Raw genomic sequence first — 15,119 nt, 5'->3', positions numbered from 1 at the left:
GCACATTTTTCTTGAGGACGACATGCTTCCATTCGCGGATTCCACCAATCCACCGGTCCAAGATGACGTCTATGCACTCTGGGATCGGCTGGCCGAGTTCTCAGCAGGTGATGGCGATGTCGCGCTGCCCCATCTGCTGACCACGCTCTGTGCTATGGTCAAGGCACAGAATGCGCTTTGGGCCGTTGTTGTGCGATTGCCTTCGCTCGCGCCAAAGGATCCTTTGTTCGGCTGGCGTCCACGACTGGTTCGGCTCCTGCATCCGGTACCGGCGATGGTCGCTTCGGTGCAGGAGCAGTACGACACGCTCTGGTCCGGCCACGTCGACTCGTCACATGTCGTGGCCGCGTCAGGGCACGAGCCGTTCTGCGCCAACCTGCTCTTCGAGGCGATGCCCGCCGAATGGTTTGAAGGTGAGCACTATCGGCGCCACTACCTCGAAGTCGGACACGGCGACAGCATCCAGGTGCGTTGCTCGCTCAACGACGATGTGCGGATTCATCTCTTCGTGTTTCGCGATGTGCGGGCACCTCGTTTCTCTGCGCCGGATCTCGAGCGTCTGGGCTTCGTGATGCATGGGCTGAGATGGTTCAACCGGCAGCAACTGCTCAGCCATGGCCTGCTCATCGCCGACGCTCCCCTGACGACGGCCGAGCGAAGGGTGCTGCTGGGGCTGCTCGACGGACTCACGGAAAAGCAGATCGCGCAGAAACTCGACCAAAGTCCGAACACGACGCATGTCCACATCAAGTCGATCTACGCCAAATTCAACGTCCGAAATCGCTCGACGCTGACCGCGCTGTGGCTCGGCAAGTTGCGATAGCAAACTGCAGGCGCTGGGGCGTTGCAAGCAGCGGGCCTTAGGGCAGCCAGTCAGATGTACCTCCCAATTCACACATCGCCCTGACGACCTGGATCAACGATATCCAAAGCCCAGGATTCAGGGAATTCCAGACCCATATCACATGCCTGAGCCCGGCAGTGGCGCGCCGCTGGCCCCCGGCGCGCCCTCAACTGTGTCCGTCAGGTACGACGCCGATTAGTTCCGCGACAGCAGGTGCCCAACGGCGGCTTCGCCGTCACCGACCGCGAAGTCCGCGAGCTCATTCCAGAGTGCGAATATCGCGCCGTCAGGCTGTCTTTCCGAAGTGAACGGGAGCGGCGCCGTCGGCACTGGCCGGGCTCACGCGATCACCTATTCAGGTTATGTTCGGGCGTCAGCGAATAATCTACGATCCCGTAGAAGGTCCAGCCCGCAACTGTATTGCAGGGCGACCATAACAACCACAGATACGGGGATCCGACCTTGTCGTCGAACGAAGGGGATCACGTCATGATTTCAGTACCGAAATCGGGCCGTCAGGCAGCGAAGCGTCTTGCCGTGCATCTCGCTGGATTCGTTGCAATTGCAGGCGTCGCCGTGGCCTATGGGCTGCAAACGCAGTCGATGGAGGGGGGCGCTGCGGGACGGGCTGGCGGGAGTTACGAGAAGGCGTGGGCGGTGGTTGCGGCCTCGGGTGACGTGGGGAAGTTTGTCGCTTCGAACTATCGGACGTGCATCGAAGCCCACGACACGGGCTACACGATGACGGACTGGTGGCTCACCATCGATCACTCACGCTTGAACACGGCGGCGCAGTGCGGCCTGGAAACCGTCTCCCGCGCGTCAATGAAGGGTGACGCGTTTGTCGCCCAGGTGAAGGGCGTGATCGGCAGCCTGCCCACGCTAATTGCCGTGCCTGACCAACCGGCTCGCACGCTCCGATGGTTCGTCATTGACGATCGACCCACGTGATGCGCTGAGGGTGACGCGATCTACGACTGCTCCCTCGACCTGCATCGGTGGGCCGCAACATGCGGAATGACTGTCTACTTGCAGAGAAGAAGAAAACGACAATTGATCGATAAGGAATCCCATCATGTATTTCGCCTCCCGACTTAACAGCAGTGTGCTCATCGTTCTGCGCAACTTCCGCATTCGCGCAGGCTGCATCATCCGGTCCTGTCATGCACGCCAAGGTCAACGCCGAAGAGTACGGGTGGATATCGAGGGTTTATGAACAGCGCGGTGAGAGTCACTATCCGAAAAACGTGATTGCGCAGACTGTTGACGTACCAGCGACCAGATTCTGGACACACAGCGAATTGTGCGCCGTTCAACCAGACTTGCTCTTCATCCCGTTGCAGCGATGCCGAAGTGTCGACGTCGAATGCCACCTTAAGTGCGCGCGGAACAAGGGGCGTCTTCGATGGGAACCTCGCTTTCCCAATCCGCAAGCAGGCGTGCAGAGGGCACAGGCACGTCGACCGTGAGCGTTTATACGGAACGTGTTGACGACCTCTTCTTCAAAGGTCCAGCTTGGAATACAACTATCTTCCCAGGCAGGCGAGTGGACACTTTAACCTGCCGGGCTGTCGCACGTTGATTCGCGCAACGTGGCCGCCGTCGTCGGGACGCGCGGCACGAAGGTCCGTTCTTTGAGGGGCATTTGCCGCTTGAATGGCCGAGCAAGCCCAAAGGTGAACGGCAGAAGTTGGCCGCTTGCAGTCTTATGCCTCCCGCACCGATCATGCCGCCGTCCGTGGCGCGATAAGTCCCCGGCTGTGGCTCCGGCACCGGTTACGCCACTCCCGGTGCCGGGTGCGAAACGGGGCGGTACAAGGATTGCCCGGAGTGCCGATCGTCAATCCTCGTTGACTTCGCCGTCTTGATCGACGGCCGGATCTACTGGATCGGCCGCTGGGGTCTCATCAGCGGGTGCGCCGGCATCCGCCCCCGCACTTCCAGCTACCTGCGCATCAACGGCGTCGCCTGACGCAACTTCCGCCACAACTGCACCGTCGCTTGACCCAGCTTGCGCAACTTCTGCAACGTCGCCTGACTGAGCTTCCACCAGATCCGCAACGTCGCCCGACTCAGCTACCGCCTCATCTGCAACGTCGGCTGACTCAGCTACCGCCGCATCTGCAACGTCGGCTGACCCAGCTACCGCCAGGTCCGCAACGTCTCCTGACGCATTGGGCTCCTGGATTGACTCATCGGTCGGCGTCGTAACGATCTCATCCGGCACGCCAGCCGTGCCGTCCACGTTCAGTGTCATCGAAATCCTCATATGGTCGAGTTAATGGTAGAACCCCCAAAGGATTCCCAATGAAATGCGCGTCTCCTACGGTCGACTTTTTTATCGCAGGCAGCGTGGCCAGCGTGGGAGAGCACATAGTCTCACATCGCTAGCCCGACAATGGATCACAGCATGGACGCATTCGATCTGGATGTGTTCGCAAGCGAACACATCGCGTGACGCGCATAAAAGCTTAAGTGTTCCGCCGAACGGCCTGCTTGATCTTCTGCCCGGAAATGGCGTGCGTCATGCCGGCAATGCGACCTGAAGTTTGGCGCATCGTCGCTGGCTAAGCTCCAGCTCGTCTGCCAGCGCCTGGTCGCAGTTTGCCTTTGACGAACGGAGACGCTCGAACGAAGGCCGACTCGCGCACCGCGAATGCAATGCGAATACTCGTTCCCGCCGCTGCCAATCGTCGCTGCGGGCAATCGGCGTCAAGCGGTGCTGCCTCGTCCTGATCCTGTCCAGGTCGTCAGGAGCAAGGCGGCTGAGCCGAGGCGTCGGCAAGCGCATTTCGACTGCTATCGCCGGAATATTTGCCGCGCGCAGCCGTTTAGTGCGTACGTGCGGTCCCCTCCGTCTCGCGGCCGGGCCGCCCTGACTGCCGGACCGGTCGTGCCGGCAAGAACGGTGTTGCCGCGCACCTTGCCACAACGCCGCCTTTGTATCGCCTGATGCATCACCCGCCGCGGGTGAGGGGCCTTCGCGCGCTCGCCGTGGCGCAAATGCAACGCATCAGGCGGGATCGCTCGCGACAGCCAGCACACCACCCACAGGGCGTTCGCGCGTACGTGGATGGAGGCTGCCGCAGCTTTCGTGGAGAGTCGAGTCATGAAAACTGTCATCACACGCCTGGCTCCGCGTCTTGCGGCGCCTGCCAACCCCGCGCAAGCAACGCAGCCCATGCTCGCGCGAAGTACTACCCGTTCGGGCCGTCCCGCGCGCAGCGCACGCGGCCACCCGTGGCGCCGTCTGCTGCTCGCGCTGTGCGGCATCGGCGTCGCGCTCGGCGCAGCAAACTTTGTGTACGCCGAAGATTCCGTCCCATTGCTGCCGCCACCCTCGGTCACATCGACCACCGTGCCGGCCAATGGTGACCTCAATCCGTATGGCGTCGCGTTCGTGCCGGCCGGTTTTCCCACCTACGGCACCATCGCGCCGGGCGACCTGCTGGTGTCTAACTTCAACAATGCGCAGAACGTGCAGGGCACCGGCACTACCATCGTCAAGATCGTGCCGGGCGCGAAGCAAGCCACGACATTCTTCCAGGGCCCCCCCGGGCTTGGCCTCACCATGGCGCTCAATGTGCTGCGCGGCGGCTTCGTGCTGGTCGGTAACACCCCCACTACTGACGGCACGTTCCACACGATCAAACCCGGCTCGCTGATCATCGTGAACCGCAGCGGCAACATGATCGCGCAGTGGACGACCGCCGCGAAGATCGATGGACCATGGGGTATGACGGTCTTCGACCAGGGCGATCGCGCGAAAGTGTTCGTCTCGAACGTGCTGAACGGAACCGTTGTGCGGCTCGACGTCACGGTCGACGACAGCGGCGTGCATCTCGTGAGGGCAATCCAGGTCGCATCCGGCTACCAGTTCCGCGGCGACCCGGCAGCAGTGGAGATCGGGCCTGCCGGGCTCGTGTACGATCCGTTACGCGATGTGCTCTACGTTGCGTCGATCGTCGACAATGCGATCTTCGCAGTGTTCGGTGCGGGCACCTCACAGCATGACGGCGGCAAGGGCGTGGTGATCTACGCGGACAACAAGCACCTGCATGGAGCGCTCGGTTTAGCGTCGGGACCGAACGGCCATCTCTTCACCTCAAACGGCGACGCGATCAACCCCGATCCGGCACAGCCGAGTGAACTCGTCGAGTTCACGCCGCAAGGGCAATTCGTTGCGCAACTGCCGATCGATCCGGCGCCAGACGGTGCGTTCGGCATCGCGTTTGGTCGGGTGATGAACGAGCACGTGCACTTTGCCGCGGTCGATGACAATACGAACGCAATCACGGACTGGAACCTGCCGTTTGAGGACCGTTGACGGATCCGGCGGTGCCATCAGAAACGGTGCCGCTCTGAACCGACCCGCGCCGCGGCAGGCGCAATACACGCTACGGGGTAAAGGGGTTCATATACAAGCATGAAAAGTACGGCCGATCGTTCATGGCCAACGACTGCCTGAAGCGGTCGGTCCTAGCCGGCCATCCGCTTAGTATCAGGCGGCGGCATGCGTCGGATTCACTTCTACCGTCACGTGTGTCAGCCCCTTAAAACGTTTGAGCGCCGCGTGATAGAAGCTCGGGCTGCGTTGTATTTCACTGGTGACGACCGATACCACCGCGCTCATGTGCCCGGAGCCGACGCGCCAGACATGTAGGTCAAGCACGGCGTCACCGTTGTCTTCAATGACGTGACGAACGTTTTCGGCCATGCGCTTATCCAGATTCATGTCGAGCAGAATGCCTCCCGTATCGCGCATCAGGCCCCACGACCAGTTCGCAATTACCAGGGCGCCGATTACGCCTGCGAGCGGGTCCATCCAGGCCCAGCCGAACGCACGGGCCAGCAGGAGGCCGATGATCGCGAGCACGGAAACTGCCGCGTCTGCGATGACATGAATGTAGGCCGAGCGAATATTGTGATCGCGATTCGCCGCTGCATGCGCTTCGTCGTGACTGTGATCGTGCTCTTCGAATTCAATTGAGTGCTCGCCATCGGGCAAACTGACAATCGCCCTGAATGCATGCGGCTCGGGAATGTCATCTTTCGACTCCAGATAGCTCCCACGGTCGGCAAACGCGAAGGTCTGACGGGAACCGTCGGGGCGAACCGTAGTGACTGATACCGCGTCGGCGGTCAAGTTCGAAGAAGCCGTCTCAGGCGTAATGCGGAAGACGGGTGGCACGCCATCTTCGAAGATCGACACGGCGAAAACTCCAGCGCTACCCAAGATGCGATGCGCCTCTTCCTCATGACCGTGTGCGTCTTCATGTCCATGCCCGTGACCGTGGCTGTGCCCATGTCCATGATCGTGGCCGTGATGGTTTCCGCTGAGCAGCCAGACGCTTGCGAGATTCACCAGCAGGCCGAGCACCGCGATGGGAATCGCTTGACCGAAGTGGATGGGCACGGGCGAGAGAAAGCGCGAAATGGCTTCATATCCAATCAGCAGCGCGATCATGGCAAGCACGATAGCGCTGGTAAAACCCGCCAGGTCGCCCAGCTTGCCGGTGCCAAATACGAAGCGGCTATCGCTCGCGTGTCTGCGCGCGTAGGTGTATGCCAAAGCGGCGATCAGCATCGCGCCGGCGTGTGTCGACATGTGCAGGCCATCGGCGACGAGCGCCAGCGAGCCGAACAGGCTTCCGCCAACAATTTCAGTCACCATCATCGCACTGCACAGTGCGATGACCATCCACGTCCTGCGCTCGTTGTCTTCATGGGCCGTGCCCAGAAAGACGTGATCCGCTCATACAGCTTCGATTGACTGGTCCCTCGCCTGCTGCCGACGTCGAAAGGTTGGCCATACGAGCGCTTCGACACCTATGTAGTGCGAGGCCGTTTTCCCGATTCATAGCGCGCAAAGCCGCGTCATAGATACGTAATTTCCTGATGCGCCCGGTTGTTTCCGCCAACAGCGAGAACTGGTTGTCGCTTGCCGCGGAGAATCTGTGTCATCGGAACCAAGCTGGTAATTGCTGCGATTGCCGCGCAATCTTGGGACGCGATGCCCGTTTCCAGGGTCTTGGTATCGGTCTCGCCCGCCCGATACTTACGTTTGCCACCAATACGGTCTATCGCACAGCGTGATGGTAGACGCGGCTCGCCTGAGGCGCCGCGCGATGTGACGCGCCGACACGGCCATACTCACCCTGCGAGATATCCCCTCTGATTCGGAAAGCGTCGGTGATCGGCTTGAGTGTTTGGGCATCGGTGGGGGTACTCCAATCTACACTTCACCCTCTGATTCTCTAATCCGACATCAAAAAAGGGGGGCGTCGTCCGGTTGAATCGCCCTGTAACGTGGACGACTTATTCCGTCTGCAGAATGCTTGGCCGCTCGCGTGTCGCGTATGCGAACGCAGGCGCACCTTAACCCAACAATTATGTCGTCCGGAGAACTTTGATGAGCATTCCCTTTCGCTATGCGCTACCTTCAGGCTTGATCGCCGCCGCAGTGCTCGCCGCATGCGGCAGCAACGACAACAGCAATCCAGGTACGCCAGCAGTAGCGAGCGGAATAGCGAACGCGCAGCACGTGCTGCTAGTGAGTATCGACGGAATGCATCAGCAGGACCTCGCCAACTGCGTTGCCGCGAAGACCTGTCCCAACATCGCGGCACTCGCGCAAACCGGCGTCACATACTCAAGTGCGTCGACACCCGGGCTCTCCGATTCGTTCCCAGGCCTAGCTGCTTTGCTAACCGGCGGGTCACCGAAAACCGCCGGCCTTTTTTATGACGTCTCCTATGACCGCACGCTCTATGCACCGAGCGATACGCAATGCGCAGGCCCGCAGGGATGGAACGTGGTGTTCGATGAAACGACCGGCATCGACGCGATGAACGGTGGGGCGCTGACGCACCTTAACGGAGGCGGCGGCTTTAACCCGCAGGCAATCCCGAACGCGAAGGTGAACGGCGTGTGTACGCCAGTCTATCCTCACAATTACATCAAAACCAACACCCTGTTCGAAGTCGTCAAGTCACAGATGGCGAACGCCCGCACGGCGTGGGCCGACAAGCACGCATGGGGTTATGACTGGGTCAACGGGCCGTCAGGCAAGGGCGTCGACGACCTCGCCCGCACCGAAATCAATTCGATTGACCCGACGACGAACAGCGACTACACCGACATCTACACCCACACAGAAGCTTTTGACAATCTGCATGTGCAGGTGATTCTCAATCAGATCGACGGCAAGGATTCGACGGGGGCGACCACGCCGGGTGTACCGACCGTGTTCGGCACAAACTTCCAAACGCTGAGCGTTGCCCAGAAAGCGACGAACGCATCGGGCGGTGGCTACACGGATGCCAATTTCACGCCGGGTCCGCAAGTCAGCGCCGCCATCGCTTACGTCGATGGAGCGATCGGTAAGATGGTCACGGAGCTGAAAGCAAAGAACCTGTATGCGTCGACTGTAGTCGTCCTCACGGCGAAACACGGCCAGTCGCCGTCTGACCATACGAAGCTGGTCAAAAACGGTGACACGCTGACTGCGCTGCTTGAGGCGAACAACTATCTTGATGCGAACGGCAATTTCGGCCAGTTTTCGACGACTAGCGGCTCGCTTAACGATGGCACTGGGCTCGTTGGCACTGGCATGGCTCAGACCGACGATGTCGGGCTGATCTGGCTACGTAACCCAGCGCAAGCGGCTCAGGTCGTGGCGACACTTCAGGCCAATCTCTCGTGTACTTCTACGGGAATCTGTGCCGACGGTCCGCAGGCTTCGATCCTAACCGGCGCCGCACTGGTAGCGAAGTTCGGCGATCCGGCGCAAGGTCGCACGCCCGATATCATCGTGCAGCCTAATCCGGGCGTCATCTATACGAGCAGTACGAAGAAAGATGCCGAACACGGCGGCAACGCGCCGGACGATAGCCATGTCGGTCTGCTCGTTTCGTACCCGACGCTCCAGGCGGCCACGAACACAGAAACCGTCAGCTTGACCCAGGTCGCGCCTACGGTTCTGAAGTCGCTGGCACTGGATCCGTCGCTCCTGCATTCGGTCGCGGCGGAAGGCACGCAAGTATTGCCGGGCTTGGGCTTCTAAAGTCCTTGATGGAAGTCTTCGATCAATAGCATTTCGTGTTTCATCTCCTGGTGAGCGTTCGAGGTACGCTCACCAGGTTGATGAATGCAGTGGAGAAGGAACAGCGATCAATATCGTTAGCAAGTGTTTTCATAGTTCGGCTTCGAACCGAGCACGATTGCCGGTCGCTTGAACGCCCCGACTTTTTCCTGTGACTTTGAATGCCACAGGGAGGGTTCTTGATGTTCTGACGCATTTGCACTTGCGAATGTCCTCGTTGATCCATACCCGTTGTGAACGTCAGTGAAGCGACGGCGGCCAGTTAATATTGGCCGAATTCTGTGCGTAGCTCGTCCGTCACATTGTGGAGTAATGCGACCAGCCCCACGGCAGGCTTGCGGGAAGCGTTGGACAACACCTACCCGCATGCCACCTGTTTCTCGCAACCGGGCGAGGACCACCGCGCCTGTCGCCGACACCGAACACACCGGTCGGGTGGTGTACTGCAGAGATGCACCATGCACTGTAGCGGAACTGAAAGAACCATCGCGTAGGATCGCTAGCCCATGCGCTTGATAGCGTGGCTGCGTTTAACAATCCCTGGAGGTATCCGTGGAAACTTACGTAATTTTCGGCGGCGTTATAGCAATCGGCACAGCCATTGCGATATGGGGAATCTGGCATCTCAGGTGACGCGTACCTTCAGGTTATCCCAGATCCGTGAGGCATGCTGCAGTCGCGGACACGGGGGTGTGCCAGATGCCGATGTCCATCGAGTTCACAGATGTTGAACGCCGCCATGGTCGGCAATCGGGCGCATTGCTGACCAGAAACCCAGCACGGTCCAATGCCGGCTTTGGCCGACAACTGCGCGTTGAGCATCGGGCGGGTCTCGGCCACCGCATGACTCGGGCGAACGGCAGAAAGTGGCCGAACCTAGTCCGACGCCGAACCGAAGATCGGGGCTGTCGTCGATCCGGAGGTATCCGGCAGGAGTCGCCCCATTGCAGCGCGTCGAACCGCTCGGACCATTGACCGCTTTCGAGTAACGAACAGTCCTTCGTCGGGCTTTGGGCTGCCCGAACTGCATCTGGAAGTGGGCTGGACGACATCAATATTTCAGGCAGATCCCGACGAGTCGTCTGCGAATGACTCACTAACTGGCACAGCACTCCCTTTTGTGTGAGAGGAAAGTTGAACATCAAATTACAAATCAGGAAAATTCGACCATAGCAAGCTTTTCAGCTAATAAACTTCCTTGCAGGGCAACGCCGGCCCTTATAAGGGCCGGCCCACTTCGCAGGATCAATTCAAACCGGAGTACTTCAGAGTCCAGGTGAACGTACGACTACTGCCCGCGTTGAGTGCGAAGGGGCGCGTCGTACACGCGAAATTCGAATGCAGTTGCCCAATCGGCGTTGTCGACAGCGGATTGGTGACCCCGCCCGCCATCTCGAAGTTAGACAGGACACAACTGTCAAAACCCGTAGTGTCATAGCTGGTCGCATTACTATTGGAGTAGCGAACCGAGTAACCATCGCTACCCGCTGTGGCGTGCTGGACATCTGCAAAAGACGTGAAGTCCGTCTCGACCGCGATGTTGCCGGTCAACGTCCCAGAATTCAGCGTATCGGCTCGCGTCAGTGTGCCTTGACCAAACGTTAGGACCGTGTGGACCTGCAGGTCGATATCCGTGGCATAGGTTGCATTCTTAACGGCCTGCCGGAACTTGGTCGTGTCGAAAGAGACGATCACCTGGCCGTTATTTTCCTGAACGTTCAGGTTCCTATAATACGTGACCGGAATGTAAGTTTTCCCGTTATAGGAAACTTGCGGAATCAGCAACGCATAACCCTGATCCGTTGTGCCATAAATCAGGTTGTCGGAGAACGGCGTCGGGTAATAGGGCGTGTACGAATTGTAGTCGGGGGCCTGGTTCAGGTTGAGATTGATGATGCGCTTGCCATCGCGCACCGTGATAAGCGCTGCGCTGTATGGGTGAGCCGTGTCCGTGGGCAGGTTGTACCACGTGAGCGTGTAATGCGGTCTCGCATCCAGCCAGGCTTGCAGGTCGGAATCAGCCATGGGTGCACTGCCGCCAAAACCCAGTTTGTTCCACCAGGCATTCACATACATGTACTGGTGTAAAAGACTGAAATTCTCACCCATGACTCGAGGTTTGCCGCGATACGCATCGGTTCCGCGCCCTTTGACCCACATATTCACCGACGGCGTCGGCAGGGTCGGGTCGTACCAGAAAGTGTCAAAGCGGTAAGCCGCCTTATAGATGAACGAATAGGCGGCCTGCATTTCCTGCGCGGTCAACACGCCTGCATTGGCCGCCGCGGTCAGGATTTCCATGAAGGCTGTATCGCCGTATGGGCCGATGGAGCGGCCATAATTGAAACCCTGCCCGTCTGCGTTGAGCTGGGGAAGAATCAGATCGACTGACTTGCGCAGATAGGATTTCAATTCAGGTGTTAGATTGGCCTCATTGCCCATTTCGAACGTTCGCTCAACGACTTCTCCAATGAGCAGCGTGCTGTATCGATCGAAGCGTGCCTGATCAAAATAGGTCGTATGTGTATTCGAGGCCTCGTCGGAAAAACCGCCGGACGAGTCTCTTCTAATGTGATTCGTGAGTGTGTACAGCAGCGCGTCCCGCGCGCCCATCGATGCCACAGCCGGGTCGGTGGCGGAAGAGAAAGTCGGATTGGTCCATCCAAGTTTCTGTCTCAGCCCCGCAATACCGTAAGAAACCGCATAGTAATTCTGTGCGGTATTAAGCGATGCAACGTCGATCGGCACACCTGCGGCGGGGCACGTATTTTTCGTGCCGCTTGCATCCGCGCCGAACATATCGCAGAAGGTCAGGCGATTCTGCAGCGTAGCCAGCATGGCGTCACTGAAGACTTCGTTGAGCATACCGTGCGCCTTGAAATTATTGAGCGCAACGAGGTAGTAGTACTCGCCCCATGACGTATTTGCGTACGTGTAACTGGCGCCGCTCGTCTGCGCCATCATCGCGGTCGTTATCTTTTGATACGTCGCAAGGTAATCCGCGTATTTCGGATCCCCTTTCGCCTTCATATCGATCAATATGTACGACAGACCGAGCGCCAGTTTGCCAGGCAGGAATTTATCGCCCGTGTTGGTATCGAGCACGTGCACCGGGCTGCCGTCGCCCAAGTCCATGACCACTTGCGTGAAATCAGGTGCCTTCCTGATGAGGTCAAAAAGCGCTCTCATCTGTCCCATCACGGTGATGGGCACCCCTGCGCCTGAAGGGACGCTCGTATCCGTCGCTCCATAGACAATTCCATGAAGAGAAACTGTAGGTGCAGAAGAAACCGGATTTTTCACAGCGTCAATCCCGCCGCCTCCGCAGGCACTGACGAGAAGAAGCGTCAGTGCACTGAACGCAAACATAACGGATGATTTTCGCGATGGACGCATTTTTGTCTCCTGATTGTAAGTGGATCGACGCCGAAATTAGCAATCTCACCAACGCATCTGGCTATTCGTTCTCTTGGGTTTGCAACTGCGCACCAGTTCGACGGAAGTCAGAAAACTCGATCGCCGTCGACGTCGCACCATCTCGGCGTGATTCAGGCTGCTGCGGGCGTCAAAGAAAACGATTAACTAAATGCCAGGACACGATGGTCACACCGTTGCTGCCTAAAGCGCAAGACTAGGTAAACTACGGGGCTAGTAAAAGCGTCACAGATCTTCTATCTTAGAAAAACGTTTTCCTAACTGCACCTGCTCGTGGCTAACTCCGCCCGCAGTGCCATGCGTCGCGGGCTCGGCGCTCCCCGACATCAATCACACATAGCGCGGCGCGACGAGCGACGCCGCGCAACGGAGACTTACATGCAAACTGCCGTCATCGGGCTCGCCCGCACCGTCAGCCGCTACCGCTGGGCGGTGTGCGCGCTACTCTTCTTCGCGACCGTGATCAACTACATGGACCGTCAGATTCTCGGTCTGCTCGCGCCAGTGCTGCAGCACGACATCGGCTGGACCCAGGTGCAGTACGGCCGCATCGTGATCGCCTTCTCAGCGTTCTACGCAGTCGGCCTCTTGTGCTTCGGCCGCATCGTCGACTGGCTGGGCACGCGCATTTCGTACGCGCTCGCCATGCTGATATGGAGCGTGGCTGCAGTCCTGCACGCGGCGGTCGGCTCGGTGACCGGCTTCGCCATGGTGCGTGCGCTGCTCGGCATCGGCGAGGGCGGCAACTTCCCGGCCGCCATCAAGACGACTGCCGAATGGTTCCCGCGCCGCGAGCGCGCGTTTGCGACCGGCATCTTCAACTCAGGCGCCAATATCGGCGCGGTGTTCGCGCCCGCCATCATTCCGCCGCTCGCGCTGGCGTTCGGCTGGCGCGCGGCGTTCGTGATCATCGGGGCGATGGGCATCGTCTGGCTGGCCGTATGGTTCGCGTTCTACCGATCCGCCGACCCGCGCTCCCTCGAGGAGGGGCAGGACGAAGTCGAGGTGCTCGATGCCGCCAACGTAAATGCCCGCGCGCCGGGCTGGCGTGTACTGATCAGAAAGCGCCAGACGTGGGCATTCCTGATCGGTAAGTTCCTGACCGATCCGGTGTGGTGGTTCTATCTGTTCTGGCTGCCGAAGTGGCTCAACGAGTCGCGCGGTATGGACATGCAGCACATCGGCTTGCCGCTCGTCTGCATCTATGCGATGACGACCCTCGGCAGCATCGGCGGCGGCTGGCTCTCTTCGGCGCTCCTGCGCTCAGGATGGAGCGTGAACGCCGCGCGCAAGACGGCGATGCTGATCTGCGCGTGCTGCGTGCTGCCGATCGCGTTCGTCTCACAAGTCGACAACCTCTGGGGCGCAGTCGCGATCGTCGGACTGGCGGCGGCAGCGCATCAGGGCTGGTCCGCGAACCTCTTCACCACGGCGTCCGATCTCTTCCCGAAGCGCGCGCTGGGTGCGGTGGTCGGCATCGGCGGGATGGCGGGCTCGATCGGCGCGGTGCTGTTTTCGGAAGTAATCGGGCAGGTCCTGCAACGCACCGGCCATTACTGGGTGTTGTTCGCGATCGGCGCACTTGCCTACCTCGTCGCCCTGGCCGTGATGCAGATGCTGACGCCGCGCATGACGCCCGCGAAGCTCGACGCGTGAAGGCGCGATGCGTGTCAGCCGCAGGCCGCGGTCGATTCACGGACGATGAGCCTCGGCTCGAACGTCGAATGCCCGGCCGCCGCGTGGCCCGCGAGCGCGTCGATGAGCTTTTGCATCGCGAGCTCGCCCATCTTCTCGCTCTGGATGTCGACGGTGGTCAGCGCGGGCGCTGCGTACTCGCCGTACGGGACATTGTCGACGCCGGTCACCGACAGCTCGTGCGGCACCCTGATGCCGAGCGACGCCGCCTCTTTCATGAAGCCGAGCGCGATCAGGTCGTTGTAGCAGATCACCGCCTGCGGCCTGCGCGGACCGAGCATCACGCGCGAGCACGCGTCCTCGCCTGCATGCGCGGTCGGCGCGTGAGCGTCGTACACGTCGAGCGTGAGGCCGGCTTCCTCGAGACACTCGCGCGCACCGCGAATGCGCTCGTCGTTGATGCGCGCCTGCCCGAAACCGAGGTAGGCGATATGACGATGCCCGAGGTTCAGCAGATGCCGCGCGAGCATGTAGGTTGCGAGCCGGTTGTCGATGCCGACGCTCGGGAGCGGCAGCGCATCGCTACGTCTCAACAGCACAAGTGGCTTGTCGAGATCGAGCAGCCACTGCGCCTCGTCGTCGGGTATCCGCGAGCTGACGATCAGGCCGTCGACGCGCTGCGCGAGCGCTTCGATGAGCGGACGCTCGCGCGTCTGGTTTTCGTCGGTGTCGACGAGCAGAAGCGTGTAGTCGTGGCGCAGCGCGACGCGATTGGCGCCCTTCACGACATTCGTGAAGTGCGGATTGCTGATGTCAAGAATGGTCAGCCCGATGGTGCGTGAGCGGCCGGTGATCATCGATCGCGCAAGCGGATTCGAGCGGTAGCCGAGTTCCTCGATCGCCGCCTTCAGGCGCGCCTCAACCGGCGCGGAGAAGCGCTGCGCACCGTTCATGTACTTGGACACCGTGGCGACCGACACGCCAGCCGCAGCGGCGACGTCACGAATTGTTGGAAAGTTTTTTTTCATGCGGAAGGTAACGTTTTCCATTTTGTTAACAGATTGTCGCAGGAAACGCGGGCAACGGGCAAATGCCACCAGA

The 15,119-nt window shown here is 59.9% G+C and carries 9 protein-coding genes; 5 read left to right on the top strand and 4 right to left on the bottom strand.

Annotated features, from left to right (window positions below):
• The first annotated feature begins 22 nt into the window (after window positions 1-22).
• Both AB4Y34_RS15580 and AB4Y34_RS15575 read left to right on the top strand, forming a co-directional pair.
• On the top strand, window positions 23-823 hold the full coding sequence (locus AB4Y34_RS15580) for a helix-turn-helix transcriptional regulator (RefSeq protein WP_176379798.1): 801 nt from the start codon (window positions 23-25) through the stop codon (window positions 821-823).
• A 483-nt stretch (window positions 824-1,306) separates the two neighbouring features.
• Window positions 1,307-1,795: a hypothetical protein gene (locus AB4Y34_RS15575; RefSeq protein WP_368716525.1), complete on the top strand. Its 489-nt coding sequence runs from the start codon at window positions 1,307-1,309 to the stop codon at window positions 1,793-1,795.
• 889 nt (window positions 1,796-2,684) lie between these two features.
• Here the strand turns inward: AB4Y34_RS15575 and AB4Y34_RS15570 are convergent.
• Entirely contained in the window at window positions 2,685-3,101 is a 417-nt protein-coding gene (locus AB4Y34_RS15570) for a mucin-associated surface protein (RefSeq protein ID WP_368716524.1), read from the bottom strand.
• Window positions 3,102-3,953: 852 nt separating this feature from the next.
• Between AB4Y34_RS15570 and AB4Y34_RS15565 the strand changes: the two genes are divergently transcribed.
• Complete coding sequence (locus AB4Y34_RS15565) at window positions 3,954-5,171, top strand: hypothetical protein (protein ID WP_368716523.1); 1,218 nt, start codon at window positions 3,954-3,956, stop codon at window positions 5,169-5,171.
• Window positions 5,172-5,345: 174 nt separating this feature from the next.
• On the opposite strand, the gene dmeF is transcribed toward AB4Y34_RS15565, so the two are convergent.
• Window positions 5,346-6,584: a CDF family Co(II)/Ni(II) efflux transporter DmeF gene (gene dmeF, locus AB4Y34_RS15560; RefSeq protein WP_368716601.1), complete on the bottom strand. Its 1,239-nt coding sequence runs from the start codon at window positions 6,582-6,584 to the stop codon at window positions 5,346-5,348.
• Window positions 6,585-7,256: 672 nt separating this feature from the next.
• Between dmeF and AB4Y34_RS15555 the strand changes: the two genes are divergently transcribed.
• Window positions 7,257-8,909 carry an alkaline phosphatase family protein gene (locus AB4Y34_RS15555; RefSeq protein ID WP_368716522.1) on the top strand — a complete coding sequence of 551 codons (1,653 nt, stop codon included), beginning with the start codon at window positions 7,257-7,259 and terminating at the stop codon, window positions 8,907-8,909.
• 1,284 nt (window positions 8,910-10,193) lie between these two features.
• On the opposite strand, the gene AB4Y34_RS15550 is transcribed toward AB4Y34_RS15555, so the two are convergent.
• Window positions 10,194-12,344, bottom strand: coding sequence for a hypothetical protein (locus AB4Y34_RS15550; RefSeq protein WP_368716521.1), 2,151 nt, complete (start codon window positions 12,342-12,344; stop codon window positions 10,194-10,196).
• 417 nt (window positions 12,345-12,761) lie between these two features.
• Between AB4Y34_RS15550 and AB4Y34_RS15545 the strand changes: the two genes are divergently transcribed.
• Window positions 12,762-14,039 carry an MFS transporter gene (locus AB4Y34_RS15545; protein WP_368716520.1) on the top strand — a complete coding sequence of 426 codons (1,278 nt, stop codon included), beginning with the start codon at window positions 12,762-12,764 and terminating at the stop codon, window positions 14,037-14,039.
• A 14-nt stretch (window positions 14,040-14,053) separates the two neighbouring features.
• On the opposite strand, the gene AB4Y34_RS15540 is transcribed toward AB4Y34_RS15545, so the two are convergent.
• On the bottom strand, window positions 14,054-15,067 hold the full coding sequence (locus tag AB4Y34_RS15540; protein WP_368716519.1) for a LacI family DNA-binding transcriptional regulator: 1,014 nt from the start codon (window positions 15,065-15,067) through the stop codon (window positions 14,054-14,056).
• Between the last annotated feature and the right edge of the window lie 52 nt (window positions 15,068-15,119).

It is taken from the genome of Paraburkholderia sp. BR10954 (assembly GCF_040965775.1).
Classification (GTDB): Bacteria; Pseudomonadota; Gammaproteobacteria; order Burkholderiales; family Burkholderiaceae; genus Paraburkholderia; species Paraburkholderia youngii.
Note: the sequence above shows the minus strand (reverse complement) of the source record. Positions and strands in the feature narration are given on the sequence as shown.